Here is a 19,050-nt window from a genome sequence, read left to right as displayed (position 1 = left end):
GGCTTGTGCCTCCGGCCCCTTTTTACCGTGATGCGCTGTGATCAGCGCGGGGGCATGGTGGTCCCGCCGCTGGAACCGCCCGAGCCGCCCGTGCCGCCGGTGCCCGGATCGGCATCGGTCGCCACACCGCTCCGCTCCAGCGTGCTGCCAGAGCCGCCGGTCTGGCCCGTCACGCCCGGGCCGGTCGGCCGGGTCATCGCACCGCCACCCGAACCGCCGGTGCCGCCCGACCCCGGATCGGCGCCGGTCGCCGTGCCGCTGCGCTCCATCGGGTTGGTCGTGCCGCTGCCGCCGTAGTTCGGGCTGTTCGCTCCGCGATTGCTGCCGCCCGAACCACCCGTGCCGCCGGTGCCCGGATCAGCATCCGTCGCCACGCCACTGCGATCCGGATTGGCGCCCATCTGCGCCTGGTTGACCGGCTGCACCATGCCGCCGCCCTGATAGGCCGCATTCGGATTGGCGCGGGAGGCGCCGCGCATGCCGGTCCGGCCGGCGCCGACGTTCAGCGCCGAGAGCGTGGCGCTGTCGAGGCGACCGGTCACTTCCAGGTTGTTGGCGCGCTGGAAATCAGACGCCGCCTGGCTGGTGCGCGGACCCATGATGCCGTCAGCGCCGCCCGCATTGAAGCCGCGGGCCGTCAGCGCGCGCTGCGCCTGCCGGGTGGTGGAGGGACCCGCGTTGCGCGGCGGACTGGTCACACCCGGCACCCGCGTCTGCGGATCGTTCCACACCGGACGGCCAAGATTCACATCGCTCGGGGAGGTCGTCGCGCCCGTCACGGCACCGGCGCCGCCGCCGATCGCCGCACCCGCCAGCGCACCCACCGGCCCGCCCAGCGCACCAACGCCAGCGCCCGTCGCCGCACCGGCGGCGGCGCCGCCGGAAACCCGCTCCTGCGGATCGGTGCCGCAGGCCGCGACCATAAGTCCAAGCGCCGCGGCGCCCAGCAAACGTGCCTTGTTGTTCATTCCGTCGCTCCTTCCGTTGTGCCGCCTTGCCCTTGGGCGCGGCTCCTCGATGTCGGACGAACGCGACAGGAGAAGGAATGGTTGCAACCGGGTGTCAGGCGCCGGCTGGTCGCAGCCTGCCGGCCCCCACCATCCCGGCGATACGGGCGGCCACCGCGGGGCCGGCGGAGGGCTCCAGCCCGAGCAGCCGCACCACGCCCGAGACCAGCTCCGGCTCGGTGCTGCCTGGCAGGGCCGTCAGCAGCGCCTCCGCCGCCGCCCGCACCTCGGCCGGCGGCAGCAGGGCGGCGCGGCGCAGATGGGGCGCGGCGGCGCGGCGGTTGCGGGGTTGCACGGGGCCGGCCTGGTCCGCCACCCAGAAGCCGCCCGCTTCCGAGACACCCTCCAGCCGCTGAGCCAGCACCAGGGCCTGTTGCAGGGCGCGGCGCTCCTCCGGCGACAGACCCTCCCGCCCGAAGGCCAGCCGCGCGCGTTCCAGCACCGCATCGCCATGCACCGGCTGCTCGACGCGGATGATCTCGGCGAGGATCCCGGCCAGTTGCGCGAAGGGGATGTTGGGGATCGCGACGCCTGGCGGGATGTCGGGCGCCGCCTCGGCATAGGGGATGGCAAGGCCCGGATCGGGCGTCGCCGCCACGGGCGGGGCCTCGGCCGGGGCGGCGCCCAGCGCGACCCGCAGCCGGTTGCGCTCGCTCTCCGGGCTTTGCAGCCAGGCGAGGCTCCAGGCGCGGTGCAGCCGCCAGCCCATGCGGCCGAGCGCGGCGGGGCGGCCATGGTCGCGGTCCCGCGCGCCGCGCAGGGCGGACCAGTCCGCGGCATCGGCCTCCACGCCGAGCACGTAGTCACCCTCCCGCCGCGCCGCGACATCCAGGAACAGGCCGGCGCTGCCGATCCGCGCCACCGGCTCCAGCCCCGCGGCGGTGATCTCCCCGGCGATCAGCCGCGCCAGCGGCGCCACGGCATCGCCGCCGGTGGCGCGCCGGTCCTCGCCCGATTCGGCGAAGCGCAGGAAGGTCTTCAGCGCGGCGACGCCGGCGCCGCCGGCCCGCTCCAGGTCGATATCCTCGGCGGTCAGGGCGCTGAAGACGACGCAGCGCGTCTTGGCGCGGGTGATGAGCACGTTCAGCCGTCGCTCCCCACCCTCCGCCGAAAGCGGCCCGAAGCGCATGGCCAGCTTGCCATCCGCGTCGCGCGCATAGCCGAGGCTGATGAAGATCGCGTCGCGCTCGTCGCCCTGCACATTCTCCAGGTTCTTGACGAAGAAGGGCTCCTGCGGGTGGGCGGTGAAGAAACCCTCCGCCGAGTCATCCGCGCGGCGCAGCGCCTCCACCGCATCCAGGATCGCGTCGCGTTGGCGCAGCGAGAAGGCGGCGACGCCGAGTGTCTCCCCGGGGCATTCCTTCGCATGGCGCAGCACGGCCTCCGCGACCGCCTGCGCCTCCAGCAGGTTCACCCCCGCCCCGGCCTGCCATCTGCCATCGACCCGCACCATCGAGAGCCCCAGCGCCGGGGAACGGCCGCGCGGGGAGGGCAGCACCACCAGCCGGCCGCCGTAGAATTCGGCATTGCTGGTGGCGATCAGGCTTTCGTGGCGGCTGCGATAGTGCCAGCGCAGCATGACATTGGGCACGCCGCGCGCATTGGCGAGGCCCAGGATGCTCTCCACCTCCCGCGCCGCGACGTTGTCCTCCGCGACATCCTCCGGCGTTTCCTCCGTCTCGGAGGTCATGCGCTGGAAGAAGCGGGTGGGCGGCATCTGCTTGTCGTCGCCGACCACCACCACCTGGCGGCTGCGGGCGATGGCGCCCAGCGCATCGACAGGTTCGATCTGGGAGGCTTCGTCCATCACCAGCAGGTCGAAGCTCAGCCCCGGCCTGAGCCCATGCGGCGGCGCCAGCAATTGCGCGACAGAGAGCGGCGACATCAGGAAGACCGGCTTCGCCGCCTGCACCACGCTGCCGGCGCGCAGCAGCAATTCGCGCACCGGCAGATGGCTGCGCTTCTTCTCGAATTCGCCGAGCAGCAGGCGATAGCCCGGCAGGTTGCGGGCCTCGGCCAGCCGCGGGGCATGGGCGGCGGCGGCCTCCCGCCGTGCCAGCTCGATGCGGGCGCGGTCGGCGACGGCGAAGTCCGACAGCAGGCGGTCGAAGCCGGGACCGTCAAAGGCGGCGAGTTCCGGCGTGGCGCGCATCGCCGCCTTCAGCAGTGCCTCGTCCCGCGCCGCCTCGAAGGTCGCCATGGCCTCGCTGGCCGGCAGGCGCCCATCGGCCAGGCGTTCCACCAGTGGCGCCAGATCCGCCCCCGCCAGGGCCACGGCGCGGCGCCAGGCGAGCCAGGGTCCCAGCGCCTCCGGCTCCGCCGCCCAATCGCCGAGGCGGGTGGCGATGGCGGTCAGCGGCGGGTCCTCCGCCGCGAAGGCCTGGGCGGTGTCGAGCGCGGTGGCCTCGCCCAGTTCGGTCCAGGCCGCCAGCGCCGCCTCGATGGCCGTCGCGTCCAGGACGGGCATGCCGGCGGCGAGCGCGGCGGCGGCCTCCGCGCCATGGGCCTCGCGCCAGGCAACCAACGCCGCCATGGCCGGGGCATCGCCCCAGATATGGCCGAAGGTGACGCGACCGCTGGCCTCGCCCTTCGCCAAAGCCTGTGCGGCCTGCTGGCCAGTGATCGCGGCCTCCAGCGCCGGCAGCACCGCCGCGCCATCGGCCACCACCTGCGCGGCCAGCGCCTTGGCGGCGCGCTGGCTGGGGGAGAGAAAGCTGAAGAAGCCGCCGCCCTCCGCCAGCGTGGCGCGCGCCTCCGCCAGGCCCGGCACCGCCAGGGCGCCCGGCTTCAGGCGCGGGTCGCGTTGCGCGGCGGCCTGGGTGGCGGCTGCCTCGGCCAAGGCGCGCAGCGGCGCGGGGTCGGCGGACCAGGCCGGATCGGCCAGCGCCGCCCGATCATGCGCGGGGGCGACGGCGATGGCGGCCGACAGCGCCAGCAGCCGCGCCGCGCCGGCCGGCCCCGGCTGCGCCAGCACCATCGCGGCGGGGGCCAGCGCCGTGGCGCCGCCGGCCATGGCCCGGATCAGCGCCGGCAACCGCGCCAGCAGACGGTCCTGCGCCAGGGGCTGAAGATCGAGGCCGATGCCGCGCCAGATGCTGGCGGCACCGGCCTCCGCGCAGGCCGCCAGCTCCGCCACCGCGGAAGCGCAGGCGGCGAGGCGCGCCGCGTCCCACTCCCCGGCGGGCAGACGAATATCCGGCGCGCCCAGGCCGGCACCGCGCCGCGCGGCCAGCGCGCCGACCACCGCATGCAGCGGCCGGCCCGTCGCGCCGACCTCGCGGGCCATGGCCTCGGCATGGCGGTTCAGCCGGCCGCGCAGCGCGCCAAGCCGTTCCAGCACCGGGGCACGGTTCGGCGCGGGTGCCGGCGGGGCGGCGAAGGTGGCGCGCAGCTCGTCCAGCACGGCGCGCTTGGATTGCTTCTCCGCATGCAGTTCCAAGCAGGCACGGCCGAGGCCGATCTGGCCGAGGCGGCGTTCCACCACCTCCAGCGCCGCCAGCTTCTCCGCCACGAACAGCACGCTGCGCCCATCCAGCACCGCCTGGGCGATCAGCGTCGCGATGGTCTGGCTCTTGCCGGTGCCGGGCGGTCCCTGGATGACGATGTGGCCGCCCCGGCGAACGGCTTCCGCCGCCAGCGCCTGACTGCCATCCATCTCCACCACATGATCCTGGCGTCCGACCGGAATCTCGGCATCCACATCGGCATCGGCCGGGAAGGGTGGTGGTGCCTCCAGCGCCTCTCCGCCCACCAGGGCGCGGATCATCGGATGGGTCAGCAGGCCGGGATTCACCGCCGGGTCCAGGTCCCGCCACATCAGGAACTTCTGGAAGGAGAACAGGCCGAGCGCCAGCGCATCCGCCTCCAGCCGCCAACCCTCGCGTTCGCCGATGGCTGCCTGGATCTGCTCCGCCCACGCGCCAACGGCGAAGCCTTCTTCGGGGAAGGGCGGCAGCTCCACCCGGAATTCGGCCAGCAGCTTCTGGCGCAGGGAGAGGTTTTCCTCCACCTCGCCGCCGGCCGCGCGCAGCCGGAAGCCCTGGGTCACGCCCTGGCGTTCCAGCACCACCGGCAGCAGGGCCAGCGGCGCCAGGCGTTCCGTCTCCGGCGTCGCCGGGTCGCGCCAGGCCAGCGCCCCCAGCGCGAGGGAGAGGGTGGCGATGCCCGTCTCCTCCCGCGCCGTGCGCGCATCCTGCATCAGGTCGCGCAGCCGGCGCGCCACATCCTCCGCCGGCAGGCGCACCCGCAGCTTCGCATCGCGCCGCGCCGCGGCGGCGTCCTGCGCAGCATCGGCCGTCGCCACGCCATCCACCCGCGCCGTGCGGCGGCCCCGGCGCGGCGCGGCTTCCGGCGCATCCGCCGCCGCCTCGAAGCTGAAGACTCGGCCGGCCTGCAGCGCGCCGAGGACGAAATCCGCCTCCTCCCCATCCAGCAGCAGCACGCCGCGCGACCGGCCGGGCTTCGGCAGGGCCAGCAGGCGATTGCGGGTGGAGAGGTCGAGCAGGCCGCGCCGTGCGGATTCCAACCGCGACGGAAGGGTCTGGTCCGTGCTCATGCGGCGGGGCTGGCGCCGAGCAGGCGCAGGATGCGCAGCTCCTCGAGGTCCATCTCATGTTCCAGGCTGGCCAGCATCATATCCCCCAGCGTGCCCTGGCAATGGTGCTCCAGCAGGGCCTTGCGACCGGCGCGCAGCGCGGCGAGGCGGATGCGCAGCCGCGCCTCCAGCTCCGCATGGCCGCCGCCGGCGGCGACGCCGTGGAAGACACGCGCCTTGTCCTGGTACTCGCCCAGCAGGTCGCGCGCCACCGCGCCTTCCAGGATATCCTCCGACCGCTGCTCGATCTCGGCCAGGGTGGCGCGGGCGACATGGCGGCGGGCCTCGGCTTCCTCCGGCTTCATGCCGGCGATGCGAGTCTCTGCCACGCCGAGCCGGCGGATCACCCATTCCAGCGTCGTGCCCTGCAGCACCAGCGTCGCCAGGATGGCGCAGAAGGCCAGGAATACCATCAGGTCGCGTTCCGGAAAATCCAGCGGCAGCGCCAGCGCCGCGGCCAGCGAGACCACGCCGCGCATGCCGCACCAGGAGACGACGAGCAGATGCGAGAGCGGCGCGCGCTGCCCCGGCGCCGGCCCGGGCAGCGCGCCGGGCACCAGCGCGCTCGGGAAGACCCAGAGGAAGCGGCTGAGGATCAGTGCCAGCGACAGCGCCAAGGCCAGCACCGCCAGGTCCAAAACGCCGCGTTCGGCGATGCGGTCGAGGATGGCGCGCAATTGCAGCCCGGCGAGCAGGAAGATCAGGCTGGTCAGCACGAATTCGACGAAGTTCCAGACGGAGACGGCGGCCGTGCGCGTGGCAGGGGACAGGGAACGGTGCTGCAACTGGCCGAGCAGCAGGCCCGTGGTCACCACCGCGATCACGCCGGACAGGCCGAGAGCATCGGCCGCGAGGAAGCTGGCGAAGCAGGCGACGAAGCTGGCGGCGACTTCCAGCAGCGGGTCGCGCAGCCGCCGAAAGGCAAGGTCCGTCAGCCAGCCCACCGCCGCCCCCATGGCGATGCCGCCGATCGCGACCAGCACGAAGCTGCCCGCCGCCTCCCCCAGCGCGATGCCGCCGGCGGCCACCGCCGCGATGGCGAAGCGGTAGAGCACCAGCGCCGTCGCGTCATTCACCAGGCTCTCGCCCTCCAGCACCGTCACCAGCCGGCGCGGCATCGGCAGGCGGCCGAGAATGGCGGAGGCGGCGACGGCATCCGGCGGCGCGACGATGGCACCGAGTGCGACGGCGGCGGCCCAGGGCAGGCCGGGGATCAGCAGCTTGGCCACCACGGCGACGCAGATGGCGCTGAACAGCACGGCGCCGATGGCCAGGAACAGGATGGGGCGCAGATTGCTGCGGAAGGCGCGCCAGTCGGTCCGCCAGGCGCTGGCCTGCAGCAGCGGCGGCAGGAAGAAGGCCAGCGCGATCTGCGGGTCGAGCGTCACGCTCGGCAGGCCGGGGATGAAGGCCAGCACCATGCCGCCCACCACCAGGATGATGGCATAGGGCAGGTTCAGCCGCCGCGCGAGCAGCGCGAAGCCGATGCAGGCCGCGATCAGGGCCAGGACGGCCTGCACGATTTCCATGGGCGAGCCTATCCGGGGAGGGGTGGCGGCTGGCAAGGCCGATTCGGGGGCGGGCTTGGGGCGCCGGTGAAGGCTTCCCATCTTGGCAGGGCGAAAGGAATTCCTCCATGCTGGATGCTCCGATCCCGGCTGCGGCCGGGGATCTTCTCGATGCCTATTCCACCGCTGTCACCCAGGCGGTGGCCCGCGCCGCACCCTCGGTCGTGCATGTCGAACTGCCGGGGCGCGGCAGTGGGTCGGGGGTGATCGTCTCGCCGGACGGGCTGGTGCTGACCAACAGCCATGTGGTCGCCGGCGCCGCGCGCATCCTGCTGACCACGGCGGAAGGCGCGCGCTTTCCGGCACGCCTGCTGGGCGACGATCCGGACACCGACCTCGCCTTGCTGCGCGCCGAATCCGGCGCCGCCTTGCCGGCCGCCGAGCTTGGCGACAGCGCCGCCTTGCGGGTCGGGCAGGTCGCGGTGGCGATCGGCAATCCGCTCGGCTTCTCCTCCACCATCACGGCCGGCGTGGTCAGCGCGCTGGGGCGGACGCTGGCCGGGCGGGGCGGGCGGCCGATCGAGGATCTGATCCAGACCGATGCGGCGCTGAATCCCGGCAATTCCGGCGGCGCGCTGGTCGACAGCCTCGGCCGCGTCATCGGCATCAACACCGCGATGATCGGCGGCGCGCAGGGGCTGTGCTTCGCGGTGGCGGCGAATACCGCGCGGCTGGTGCTGGGGCAGTTGGTGCGCTTCGGCCGGGTGCGCCACGCCTTCCTCGGCCTGACCGGGCAGCGGGAGGTGGTGCCGCGCCGCTTCGCCCGCGCGCATGGCCTGGTGCAGGCCACGGCCCTGCTGGTGGGGGATGTGGTGAAGGGTGGCCCGGCGGATCGCGCCGGCATCGAGCGCGGCGACCTCCTGGTCTCGATCGGTGGCCAGCAGGTGGCGGGCGTTGACGACCTGCTGCGCTGGCTGACCGGCGAGAGGGTGGGCACGCTGACGGAGGCGGTGGTGCTGCGCCGGGGCGACTTGCGGCGGATGCAGGTGATACCCGGGGAGAGGGGGTAGCTACTTCTTCCGCGTCAGCGCCAGGACCAGCACGATGGCGGCGATCAGCGCGACCGCCACCATGCCCTCCACCACCGCGAAATTCGGCGCGTCCCGCGCCACGAACAGCGCGGCGATGGCGCCCGCCACCACCAGCAATCCGCGCAGCAGCCAGCCCATCACGCTTCTCCCTTGCCTTGCCGCGCCTCCAGCACCTCGATCCGGTCGAGGGCGCGGCGGAGCATGTCGGTGATCTCGGTCAGTTGGCTTTCCCGCAGCAGGTCGATCTTCTCGTGCAGCAGGGTGATGTCCGCCTCCGCCCGCAGATTGACCTGGTAGTCGGCGACGGAGCGGTCGCGGTCCATCTCCGACTGTCGGTTCTGGCTCATCATGATGATCGGCGCGGTATAGGCGGCCTGGAAGGACAGGACGAGGTTCAGCAGGATGAAGGGGTAGGGGTCCCAGGCCTCCGTCCCGATCACGGCGTTCGCGGCGATCCAGGTGCCCAGCAGAGCCGACTGGATCAGGATGAAGCGCCAGGACCCGACCAGCGTCGCCACCGCATCGGCCAGCCGGTCGGGCAGGGAGGGTGGGCGCGGCCGCGCGACCTTCGCGCGCCGGTGCTTGGCGCGCGCGATGGTGCGGCGCAGATGGGTGGGCGGGGAATCGGCCATGCTCGGCGTCCTGCGAAGGGCCTCAGCCTATACCCTTCGCGGCCAGGGGGTCAGTGGCTGAACCGCGTCGTGCCGCCATCCACATGCACCACCTGGCCGGTGATGTAGCGGGCGCGGGGCGAACAGAGGAACACCACCAGCACGGCGAGATCCTCCGGCTCCCCGATGAAGCCGACCGGCACTTCCTTCGCCGCCCAGTCCTGGCGCGCCTCCTCGCTGGTCAGGATGCGCGCGTCGATCTGCTCCGACCGCAAGCGGCCGGGCGGCACCGAATTCACCGTGATGCCATCCCGGCCGAGCTGGCGGGACAGTGCCTTGGCCCAAATATGCACGGCGCCGTTGGGGGCATTGGCGGCGTTGATGATATGGGGCTCGTCACTGCCGGTGATGTTGACGATGCGGCCGTATTTCTGCGCCTGCATGGCGGGGATCAGCGCATGGGCCATGCGGCGGCCGGCATGAAAGTTCAGCTCCATCGATTCCTGCCAGACCGCCTCCGGCCCCAGATCCGCCTGGGGGCGGCTGCCGCCGGCATTGTTCACCAGGATGTCGCAGCGGCCGAATCGGGCCAGCACGGAGTCGCGCGTGCGGTCGGCGGCGGTGGGATCGGTGATGTCCTCGGCCAGCAGCAGAGGCGCGGCGCTGGCGGGCAGGGTGGCGGCGAAGGCCTCCAGCCGATCCATCCGGCGGGCGAGCAGCGCGAGGCGGCAGCCTTCCTCGGCCAGCAGCCGGGCGGTGGCACGGCCGAGGCCGGCGGAGGCGCCGGTGACGAGGGCGACCTTGCCCGTGAGTTGCAGGTCCATGCCGGTGGCTCCGTGATTGCGGCACGCAAACTGCGCCGGCCGCCGCGCAAGCGAAAGGGGCCGCCCCTTGCGGAGCGGCCCCTTCCTTGACGTTTGGCCTTCGGCCCCCGGCGGGTCAGCCGCCTTCGGCCATCGCCTTTTCCTTGCCGGCCCGCAGGTTCGGCAACATCATCGCCAGCAATGCGATGGCGGAGATGGCCAGCATGGAGGCGGAGATCGGACGCTCCACGAACACCATGACGTCGCCGCGGGACAGCAGCATGGCGCGGCGCAGATGTTCTTCCATCATCGGTCCGAGCACGAAGCCGATCAGCAGCGGCGCGCCTTCCAGCTTCACCTTCGAGCAGAGGTAGCCGAACAGGCCGAACAGCACCATCAGGTAGACGTCGAAGACGTTGTTGTTGATGGAGTACATGCCGATCGCGCAGAAGATCATGATCGCCGGGTAGAGGTGGCGATACGGCACTTCCAGCAGCTTCACCCACATGCCGATCATCGGCAGGTTGATGACCAGCAGCATCAGGTTGCCGACCCACATAGAGCAGATCAGGCCCCAGAAAAGGTCCGGCTGCGCTTCGACCATGCGCGGGCCCGGCTGGATGCCCTGGATGATGAGCGCGCCGACCATCAGCGCCATCACGGCATTGGCCGGGATGCCCAGCGTCAGCAGCGGGATGAAGCTGGCCTGCGCGGCGGCATTGTTGGCCGCTTCCGGGCCGGCAACGCCTTCGATCGCCCCGGTGCCGAACAGGTGCCGGTACTTCGAGACCTTCCGTTCGATCATGTAGGAGCCGAAGGAGGACAGCGAGGCGCCGCCGCCGGGCAGGATGCCGATCACGGTGCCGAGCAGCGTGCCGCGCAGAACCGACGGAACGGCCCGGCGGAATTCCTCGCGCGTCAGATACAGGCTGCCGACCTTGTTGGTCAGCACATTGCGCGATTCCGGGCGCTCGAGGTTCAGGATGATCTCGGCGATGCCGAACATGCCCATGGCGATGGCCACGAAATCCACGCCGTCGGACAGTTCCGGCACGCCGAAGGTGAAGCGCTGCTGGCCGGTCTGCACGTCTGTGCCGACCAGGCCGAGGCCGACGCCGAGCACCACCATGCCGATGCCCTTGACGATGGAACCCTGCGCCAGCACCGCGGAGATGATGAGGCCGAGGAACATCAGGGAGAAGTAGTCGGCCGGTCCGAAGGACAGCGCGATGGAGGTGAGCAGCGGGCCGGAGGCCGCGACGACGACGGTGGCGACGGAGCCCGCGAAGAAGCTGCCAAGCGCCGCCGTGGCCAGCGCCGCACCGGCGCGCCCGTTGCGCGCCATCTTGTAGCCTTCGATCACGGTGACGACCGAACTGACCTCACCGGGCAGGTTCAGCAGGATGGCCGTGGTCGAGCCGCCATACTGCGCGCCGTAGTAGATGCCGGCGAGCATGATGATGGCGGTGGTCGGCGACATGCCGAAGGTGATCGGCAGCAGAAGGGAGATGGTGGCCACCGGGCCGATGCCCGGCAACACGCCGATGGCGGTGCCGATGAAGGCACCCAGCAGCGCGAAGGTCAGGTTGTCGAAGCTGAAGGCGACACTGAACCCGAGGGCGAGGTTCGCGAGAAGGGTTTCCATGGATCGTTTTCCCTCAGTAGCCGAAATAGGTCGGCCAGACCGGAATGCGGATGTCGAGCCAGTAGATGAAAACGAGGTAGCAAAGCGCGACCAGGAACGCGATGAGCCCCAGCACACCCAGTGGCTTGTGCGTTCGATCGGCGAGGCTTGCGATGCCGATGCTCACCACCAGGGTGAGGATCATGCCGGCCTTCTCCAGGATCAGCGCGAAGACGCAGATGGCAGCCAGGATCAGGAAAAGCTCTCGCCACGCCCAACGTTCGAGTTTGTCGGGACCGTTGAACATTCCCAGCGCAATGACGGCGACACTCAAGGCGAACAACAGACCGAAGGCCAGCATCGGCATGTAGTCGGGGCCCATGCGCCGTGCGTTGCCCAGTGTGTGATCCATGTTCAGCAGCAGGCCTGCCACGGCGAAGGCCAGCAGGATAAACCCCGCCAGCAGATCTTTCTGGTTGATCTTCATCCGCACCTCGTTTCTGCCAGCCGCCATCTGAGGGCCGACAATCTGCCAATACAAAACAGCGTGGCCACCCCCGCTGTCACCCACGCACGATATGTCCCCGGCTTTCGCCAGCGGCCAAGTCGGGCGGAACCCTAATCATCTGGAAGGCGCTCGCCAACCAAGACATGTCCGGACATTCGTCTTGAAGGTTACAAGTCGTTAATTAACCGACCGTCGCGCCCGAAGCCCGCACGACGGGCGCCCAACGCGCCACCTCCGACGCCACGAAGGCCGTGAATTCCGCCGGAGTCATGTCCCCCGGCGAGCCGCCCATCTCGGCAAATCGCCGCCGGCTTTCCGGCGTCGCGATCACCGCCATGATCTCCCGGTGCAGCCGCTCGACCACCGCCGGCTGCATGCCGGCGGGGCCGGACAGCGCGAACCAGGAGGTGCTGGACAGGTCGAAGCCCTGTTCCCGGAACGTCGGCACATCCGGGAAGGCCGGATGCCGCTCCGCGCTGCTGATCGCGATGGCGCGGACGGTGCCCTGGCGGATATGGCCGGCGGCGGAGGGCAGGCTGTCCGACATCATCGGCACCTGGCTGGCGATCACCGCCGTCATCGCCGGGCCGGCGCCGCGGAACGGGATGTGCGTATGCTCGATTCCCGCCAGTTCGGAGAAGCGCACCAGCATCAGGTGGTTCGAGGAACCGGCGCCGGACGACGCCATGTCGAGCCCGCCGCGCCGTGCCTTCGCCGCCCGCACCAGGTCGGCGAGGTTCGCGATCTCGCTGCGCGGATGCACCACCCAGACGGAGGGGTTGGTGATGACCATGGCGATATGGGTGAAGGAGGTCACCGGATCGTAGCGCAGGTTCGGATACAGCGCCGGGCTGATCGCATGGCTGGCGATATTGCTCATCACCAGGGTCTGCCCATCCGGCGCCGCATCGGCGACCATCTGGCTGCCCGTGGTGGCGCCGGCGCCCGGCCGGTTCTCCACCACCACCGGCACGCCGAGCCGCTGCGCCAGCCCATCGGCGACCAGGCGCGCCGAAAGATCGGTGCTGCCGCCGGGGGCGAAGGGCACGACAAGGCGGATCGGGCCGGAGGGCCAGGACTGCGCCCGCAGCGTCGTCGGCACGGCCGTCAGGCCAGCACCTGCGGCGAGCGAGCCGATGGCCAGCGCGCGGCGCGTAACTCGGGCAGTCATGGATGTTCCCCGTAGAAGTTGGCGTGCCTATGCACGCAGCGTTCCAGCGCTGCAAGCCGGACACTTTCTGATGAAGACTTCTTCACTTACGATGAGGCCATGAAATTGCGTGGAGCAGCCATCAATGCGCATCAATGATCCGGAACGGCGAATTCGGGAACATGCGGAAAGCATCGCACCGGACCTCGTTGCCATCCGCCGTGACATCCACGCCCATCCCGAACTCGCCTTCGAGGAGACACGCACCGCGGGCATCGTCGCCGCCGAACTCGCGCGTCTTGGCATTGCCCATCGCACCGGCGTGGGCGGCACTGGTGTGATCGGCACCATCGAGGGCGGCCGCCCCGGCCCCACCCTGGCGATTCGCGCCGACATGGACGCGCTGCCGATCCAGGAGGAAACCGGCCTCGACTTCGCCAGCCGGAATGACGGCAAGATGCATGCCTGCGGCCATGACATCCACACCGCGACCCTGCTGGGCGTTGCTTCGCTCCTGAAGGATCTGGCGCCGATGCTGGCGGGGCGAATCGTGCTGCTGTTCCAGCCGGCGGAGGAGGTGCTGCAGGGCGCCGCCGCGATGATCGCCGATGGCGCGGCGGAGGGGATCGACATCGCGCTCGGCTTCCACAACCAGCCGGACCTGCCGGTCGGTCGATTCGGCTTCGCCCCCGGCGCCTGCCTCGCCGCCTCCGACCGATTCGACCTGGTGCTGCGCGGCAAGTCCGGCCACGCCGCGCACCCCTACGCCGCGATCGACCCGATCGTCGCCGCCAGCGCCTTCGTGGCGCAGGTACAGACGGTGGTGAGCCGGGAGGTGAAGCCGCTGCATCCGGCCGTCGTCACCATCGGCGCCTTCAACGGCGGCACCACCTACAACATCATCCCCGAGCGCGTGCATCTGAAGGGCACGGTGCGCACGCTGCATGAGGCCGCGCGCAACACGGCGGAGGCTGCGATCCGTCGCCTGGCGGAGGGTATCGCCATCGGCATGCGCGTGGACTGCGCGCTGGACTACCAGCGCATGGTGCCGCCGCTGGTGAACGACACGCGGGTGCAGGCGCCGGTTCTGGCCGCGGTGCGGGCACAGTTCGGCGAGGACGTGCTGGATGCGGGCGAGGCCTCCATGGGCTCGGAGGATTTTTCCGAATTCGCCGCCCGGGCCCCGTCCTTCCACCTGCGCATCGGCAGCGGCGCGCCGGGGCGCGACGACCGGCTGCACAATGCCTTCTACCAGCCGGACGAGGCCTGCATCGGCAACGGGGTGCAGGCGCTGAGCCGGGCGGCGCTGGAACTGCTCGGGCGTCCGGCGGGCTGAGGCGGGGCGGATCAGTGCCGGGGCCGCGAACCCTGGCGATCCGCCCCCTCCGCCCCCACATCTCCCCCATGACCAGCCTGCCCGACAAAACCGGCTCCCAGGCCGTCGCCGCCTTTCTCCGCAAGGTCGAGGCCATGCCCGCGGTGGCGCCGGCGCGCGGCAGCCTCGGCCGGCTGATCTTCGCCATGGATGCGACGGCCAGCCGCCAGCCGAGCTGGGACCGCGCCTGCCACCTCCAGGCGGAGATGTTCGGTGCGGTGCGGGAGATCGGTGGGCTGGCCGTCAGCCTGGCCTATTACCGCGGCTACCGTGAATTCGCCGCGACCCCCTTCCTGACCAATGCGCGGGACCTGGCGCAGCGGATGACGGCGGTGACCTGCCTCGGCGGCCAGACCCAGGTCGAACGCCTGCTGAAGCACGCTTTGGCGGAAACCCAGCGCCAGCGGGTCAATGCCCTGGTCTTCATCGGCGATGCCTTCGAGGAGGATGTGGACGCCGCCTGCCATGTCGCCGGCCAGCTCGGCCTGCGCGGCCTGCCGGTGTTCTGCTTCCAGGAAGGCGGGGATCCTGTGGCGCGCAACGCGCTGCGCCAGGTGGCGCAGCTTTCGGGTGGCGCCTGGGCACCCTTCGACGCGACCAGCGCCACGGCACTGCGCGACCTGCTGCGGGCGGTCGCGGTCTTCGCCGCCGGGGGCAGGCCGGCCCTCCAGCGGCTCGGCGGGGCGGCGGCGCGCGCCATCGCCGGCCAGCTTCCCAGCCCGCGCGGCGCCTGAGAGCTTGTGAATTAATGCCCGAAAGCGGCCAAATGGCAGGAAAATGTCAAATGCCTTCCACGGGCATTCATGCTCAAGCTCGATCCTTTTACAGGCTCTGAGGCATGGTCTGGATCGCGCTGGGCCTGCTGCTGCTCGTCGGTCTGCTGGCGCTGACGAAGCTGTTCGTGGAGGCGAAGCCGGGCCAGGTGAAGGCGGCGCTGGCGCTGTTCGCCGGCGGGCTCGGCCTGGTGCTGATGGCGGCGCTGTTGGCCAGCGGGCGCGGGCCCCAGGCCTTCTGGGCGCTGGCGCTGTTGGGCCCGGTCGGCTGGCGCTGGTGGCAGGCGCGGCGTGCCGCGGGCACCTTCGCCCGTGGCGGCGCGGCCAGCGCGGGCCAGGCTTCGGATGTGGAAACCGCGCATCTGGCGATGACGCTGGACCATGATACGGGGCGCATGACCGGGCGGGTGAAGGCGGGGGCATATCGCGGCGCGGAACTGGCCGATCTCGACCTGCCGACGCTGCTGGCCCTGCTGGCCGAGTTGGCGGCGCTGGACCCGGAAGGCGTGCCGCTGCTGGAGGCCTGGCTGGACCGCAGCCACCCGGAATGGCGCCTCGACACGCCGCCGCCCTCCGCCGGGCCGATGACGCGGGCGGAGGCGCTGGCGGTGCTGGGTCTGGCGGAAGGCGCCACGGAACAGGCGATCCGCGCGGCGCATCGGCGCCTGATGCGGTCGGCGCATCCGGACCAGGGTGGTTCGGACTGGCTGGCCTCCCGCCTCAACGAGGCCCGGGATACGTTGCTGCCCTGACGCGGGCACCCACCCGCGCGGTGGACGCACATCACCGGGCGTGGCACTCCTTCGCCGTCCAACCGACAGAGGATTTCCATCCGTGCGCAAGCCGCTCCGCAAGGCCGTCCTGCCCGTCGCCGGTCTCGGCACGCGCTTCCTGCCCGCCACCAAGCAGATGGCGAAGGAAATGCTGCCTGTCGTGGACAAGCCGCTGATCCAATACGCGGTGGAGGAGGCGCGGGCCGCGGGGATCGAGGAATTCTGCTTCGTCACCGGCCGCGGCAAGACCATGCTCGTGGACCAGTTCGACATCGCCTATGAGCTGGAGCGCACCCTGACGGAGCGCAATAAGGCCAAGGAACTGGCCATGCTGCGCGAACAGGCGCTGCCGCCCGGCTCCGTCGTCTCCACCCGCCAGCAGGTGCCGCTGGGCCTCGGGCACGCCATCTGGTGCGCCCGCGCCTTCGTGGCGGATGAGCCCTTCGCCATCCTCCTGCCGGATGACCTGATGCTCTGCGATGTCTCCTGCACCAAGCAGCTGGTCGACGCCTATAACGAGACCGGCGGCAATGTGGTGGCCATCGAGGAAGTGCCGAAGGAGCGCGTTTCCTCCTACGGCGTCATCGACCCGGGCGCCACCACGGGCAATCTGGTCGAGGTCAAGGGCCTGGTGGAAAAGCCGCCGGTCGAGAAGGCGCCGTCCAACCTGACCGTCATCGGCCGCTATGTGCTGATGCCGGAGGTGATGGGCTTCCTGGCGACGCAGGAAAAGGGCGCGGGCGGGGAGATCCAGCTGACCGACAGCATGGCCAAGCTGATCGGAACCCAGCCCTTCCATGGTGTGTTGTATGAGGGCCGGCGCTTCGACTGCGGCAACAAGGCCGGATACCTGGAAGCCCAGGTCGCCTTCGCCCTGTCGCGCCCGGACATGGCGCCGGAGATGCAGGCGATCCTGAAGAAGTACGCGCAGTAAAGGCGCCGCCGGCCGCAAGACGCCCTCTCCACAGTTCCCGGGAAGCCAGCCGAAGATGACCGCCTTCAACCACCGCTTCGACCCGACCTCGCTGCGCGAATACGACATCCGTGGCATCGTCGGGCAGACCCTGCATCCGGAAGACGCCTTCGCCATCGGCCGATGCTTCGGCACCATGGTGTCGCGCGCCGGCGGGACCAAGGTCGCGGTGGGCTATGATGGCCGGCTGTCCTCGCCGGAGATGGAGGCGCAGCTCGTCGCGGGCTTGCGCGCCTGTGGCCTGCAGGTGGCGCGGATCGGCTGTGGGCCGACGCCAATGCTGTACTTCGCCTCCTACGCCCTGAAGGCGGATGGCGCGATCATGGTCACGGGCAGCCACAACCCGCCCGACTACAACGGCTTCAAGATGATGCTGGGCGGCAAGCCCTTCTATGGCGCGCAGATCCAGGAGATCGGCCGCATGGCGGCGGAGGGCGATGTGGTGCCCAACGCCGTCGGCACCGATGAGCAGGTCGACGTCTCCGAACGCTATGTCGCGCGCATGATGCAGGACTGGGATGGCGGCGAGCGTGCCCTGAAGGTGGTCTGGGACCCGGGCAATGGCTCGGGTGCCGAGATCGTCAAGCTGCTGACGGCGCAACTGCCGGGCACGCATTACATCATCAATGGCAGCATCGACGGCACCTTCCCGGCGCATCATCCGGACCCGACGGTCGCCAGGAACCTGGAACAGATCATCGCGGAGGTGGCGAAGCAGGGCGCCGACCTCGGCATCGCCTTCGACGGCGATGCGGACCGCATCGGCGTGGTGGATGGCGACGGCCATATCCTGTTCGGGGACCAGCTTCTGGTGGTGCTGACGCGCGATGTGCTGAAGTCGAAGCCGGGCGGCGTGATCATCGCCGATGTGAAGGCCAGCCAGGTGCTGTTCGACGAGATCGCCAAGGCCGGCGGCACGCCGCTGATGTGGAAGACCGGCCATTCGCTCATCAAGTCCAAGATGGCCGAGACCGGCAGCCCGCTGGCCGGCGAGATGTCCGGCCATATCTTCTTCGCCGACAAGTGGTACGGCTTCGACGACGCGCCCTATTCCGCCATCCGCCTGCTCGGCATCATCGCCCGCAGCGCGGAGAGCCTGGGCCAGATGCGCGCCGGCCTGCCGCAGGTCATCAACACGCCGGAGCTGCGCTTCGACTGCGCCGATACGCGCAAGTTCGGCGTCATCACCGAGGTGAAGCAGCGCCTGGCCGATGAGGGCGCAAAGGTGCAGGACGTGGATGGCGTGCGGGTGCTGACCGAGGATGGCTGGTGGCTGCTGCGCGCCTCCAACACCCAGGCGGTGCTGGTGGCGCGGGCGGAGGCGTCGTCGGAGGCCGGGCTCGACCGGCTGAAGGCCGATATCGCCCGCCAACTCCAGGCCTCCGGCCTGCCGGTGCCGGATTTCTCGGGTGACAACGCCGGGCATTGAGGTCTTTCTCTATGGCTCGCTGCTCGACCGGGCGGTGCTGCACGCGAAGGCCGGGCGGCGGTTCCCCGCCCGGGCGTTGCGCCCGGCGCGGCTGAGGGGATGGCGCCGCGCGCGGCTGCGCGGCACGCCCTGGCCGATGCTGGTGCGTGATCGCGGTGGCCTGGTGGAGGGGCTTGTCCTCCGCCTGGCGGGCGCGCCGCTGCGCCGGCTGATGGCCTATGAGGGACCGGCCTATCGGCTGCGTCCCCAGCGCCTGCGGATCGGTGGGCGCGATCATGGACCCGTCTGGGCCTGGATGGCGCATGCCTCCCTGCGCGCACGCCCCTGACAGCACGCCCTGAAACGGTCTGAATTATAGGCGAAACCCGAAGCTGGCATGATGCGGAGGGCAACATGCGATTGGAACGTCGGGGCGATGCTCGCGTTCAAGGTGCGCGATGCCATGGGCAGACGGAGTAGGTGATGTCGGGTGTGATCAGGAAGGTCCTCGTCGTGGAGGATGAGGCCCTCGTCGCCATGTTGGTGGAGGATGCGCTGCTCGATGCCGGCTTCCAGGTGCTGGGGCCGGCGGCCACGGTGGATGAGGCATTGCAGTTGCTGGCGACCGGCGAACGTCCGGATGCGGTGGTGCTCGACCTGAATCTGGCCGGGGAGACCTCTACCCCGGTGGCGGATATTCTGGCCGCGCGCGGCATTCCCTATGTGATCGCCACCGGCTACGGCGCCTCTGGCCTGCCGCCCGGGCACCAGCACGCCATGGTGCTGGCCAAGCCCTACGACCCTGCGGAGCTCACCGCGATGCTTGGCCGGCTCTGCGCCGTTTGACCGGAA

Annotated in this window: 17 protein-coding genes; 8 read left to right on the top strand and 9 right to left on the bottom strand. The window is 70.8% G+C overall.

Annotated elements, in window-relative coordinates; all coding sequences use genetic code 11:
* Positions 1-41: 41 nt before the first annotated feature.
* The 3 genes from JJQ90_RS19520 to JJQ90_RS19510 all read right to left on the bottom strand — a co-directional run bounded on the left by JJQ90_RS19520 (position 42) and on the right by JJQ90_RS19510 (position 7,130).
* The gene (locus JJQ90_RS19520) at positions 42-968 is read right to left on the bottom strand and encodes a peptidoglycan-binding domain-containing protein (RefSeq protein ID WP_216877936.1); all 927 of its coding nucleotides are present in this window, start codon (positions 966-968) and stop codon (positions 42-44) included.
* A gap of 94 nt (positions 969-1,062) precedes the next feature.
* Positions 1,063-5,562: a DUF4011 domain-containing protein gene (locus JJQ90_RS19515; RefSeq protein ID WP_216877935.1), complete on the bottom strand. Its 4,500-nt coding sequence runs from the start codon at positions 5,560-5,562 to the stop codon at positions 1,063-1,065.
* Positions 5,559-7,130 (bottom strand): Na+/H+ antiporter, encoded by a 1,572-nt coding sequence (locus JJQ90_RS19510; protein ID WP_216877934.1) that lies wholly within the window; start codon positions 7,128-7,130, stop codon positions 5,559-5,561. The genes JJQ90_RS19515 and JJQ90_RS19510 overlap by 4 nt, the downstream gene beginning before the upstream one ends.
* Before the next feature lie 107 nt (positions 7,131-7,237).
* Here JJQ90_RS19510 and JJQ90_RS19505 point away from each other — a divergent pair, with 107 nt between their 5' ends.
* Positions 7,238-8,179 (top strand): S1C family serine protease, encoded by a 942-nt coding sequence (locus tag JJQ90_RS19505; RefSeq protein WP_216877933.1) that lies wholly within the window; start codon positions 7,238-7,240, stop codon positions 8,177-8,179.
* Here the strand turns inward: JJQ90_RS19505 and JJQ90_RS19500 are convergent, their stop codons facing one another.
* The 6 genes from JJQ90_RS19500 to JJQ90_RS19475 all read right to left on the bottom strand — a co-directional run bounded on the left by JJQ90_RS19500 (position 8,180) and on the right by JJQ90_RS19475 (position 12,917).
* A complete protein-coding gene (locus JJQ90_RS19500) occupies positions 8,180-8,338 on the bottom strand; it encodes a hypothetical protein (protein ID WP_216877932.1) in 159 nt (52 codons plus the stop codon).
* Positions 8,338-8,832 (bottom strand): DUF1003 domain-containing protein, encoded by a 495-nt coding sequence (locus JJQ90_RS19495; protein ID WP_216877931.1) that lies wholly within the window; start codon positions 8,830-8,832, stop codon positions 8,338-8,340. Before JJQ90_RS19495 ends, JJQ90_RS19500 begins: the two co-directional genes overlap by 1 nt.
* Positions 8,833-8,882: 50 nt before the next feature.
* Positions 8,883-9,635: an SDR family NAD(P)-dependent oxidoreductase gene (locus tag JJQ90_RS19490; protein WP_216877930.1), complete on the bottom strand. Its 753-nt coding sequence runs from the start codon at positions 9,633-9,635 to the stop codon at positions 8,883-8,885.
* Positions 9,636-9,750: 115 nt separating this feature from the next.
* On the bottom strand, positions 9,751-11,259 hold the full coding sequence (locus tag JJQ90_RS19485; RefSeq protein WP_216877929.1) for a tripartite tricarboxylate transporter permease: 1,509 nt from the start codon (positions 11,257-11,259) through the stop codon (positions 9,751-9,753).
* A gap of 13 nt (positions 11,260-11,272) precedes the next feature.
* A complete protein-coding gene (locus JJQ90_RS19480; protein ID WP_216877928.1) occupies positions 11,273-11,725 on the bottom strand; it encodes a tripartite tricarboxylate transporter TctB family protein in 453 nt (150 codons plus the stop codon).
* Positions 11,726-11,927: 202 nt separating this feature from the next.
* The gene (locus JJQ90_RS19475) at positions 11,928-12,917 is read right to left on the bottom strand and encodes a Bug family tripartite tricarboxylate transporter substrate binding protein (protein WP_216877927.1); all 990 of its coding nucleotides are present in this window, start codon (positions 12,915-12,917) and stop codon (positions 11,928-11,930) included.
* Between the two features lie 124 nt (positions 12,918-13,041).
* On the opposite strand from JJQ90_RS19475, the gene JJQ90_RS19470 reads away from it, so the two are divergent.
* From JJQ90_RS19470 to JJQ90_RS19440, 7 genes are all read left to right on the top strand, one after another.
* Positions 13,042-14,232: a M20 metallopeptidase family protein gene (locus JJQ90_RS19470; RefSeq protein WP_216877926.1), complete on the top strand. Its 1,191-nt coding sequence runs from the start codon at positions 13,042-13,044 to the stop codon at positions 14,230-14,232.
* Positions 14,233-14,300: 68 nt separating this feature from the next.
* A complete protein-coding gene (locus JJQ90_RS19465; RefSeq protein WP_216877925.1) occupies positions 14,301-15,005 on the top strand; it encodes a VWA domain-containing protein in 705 nt (234 codons plus the stop codon).
* A gap of 104 nt (positions 15,006-15,109) precedes the next feature.
* Complete coding sequence (locus JJQ90_RS27085; RefSeq protein WP_230410821.1) at positions 15,110-15,796, top strand: J domain-containing protein; 687 nt, start codon at positions 15,110-15,112, stop codon at positions 15,794-15,796.
* Positions 15,797-15,878: 82 nt separating this feature from the next.
* The gene (galU, locus tag JJQ90_RS19455; RefSeq protein WP_216877924.1) at positions 15,879-16,751 is read left to right on the top strand and encodes a UTP--glucose-1-phosphate uridylyltransferase GalU; all 873 of its coding nucleotides are present in this window, start codon (positions 15,879-15,881) and stop codon (positions 16,749-16,751) included.
* Between the two features lie 55 nt (positions 16,752-16,806).
* Complete coding sequence (gene pgmG, locus JJQ90_RS19450; protein ID WP_216877923.1) at positions 16,807-18,219, top strand: phosphoglucomutase/phosphomannomutase PgmG; 1,413 nt, start codon at positions 16,807-16,809, stop codon at positions 18,217-18,219.
* Entirely contained in the window at positions 18,200-18,547 is a 348-nt protein-coding gene (locus JJQ90_RS19445) for a gamma-glutamylcyclotransferase family protein (RefSeq protein ID WP_216877922.1), read from the top strand. The genes pgmG and JJQ90_RS19445 overlap by 20 nt, the downstream gene beginning before the upstream one ends.
* Positions 18,548-18,681: 134 nt before the next feature.
* Positions 18,682-19,044 (top strand): response regulator, encoded by a 363-nt coding sequence (locus tag JJQ90_RS19440; RefSeq protein WP_216877921.1) that lies wholly within the window; start codon positions 18,682-18,684, stop codon positions 19,042-19,044.
* Positions 19,045-19,050: the final 6 nt, after the last annotated feature.

This window comes from Falsiroseomonas oleicola, from assembly GCF_019029495.1.
Taxonomy (GTDB): domain Bacteria; phylum Pseudomonadota; class Alphaproteobacteria; order Acetobacterales; family Acetobacteraceae; genus Falsiroseomonas; species Falsiroseomonas oleicola.
Note: the sequence above shows the minus strand (reverse complement) of the source record. Positions and strands in the feature narration are given on the sequence as shown.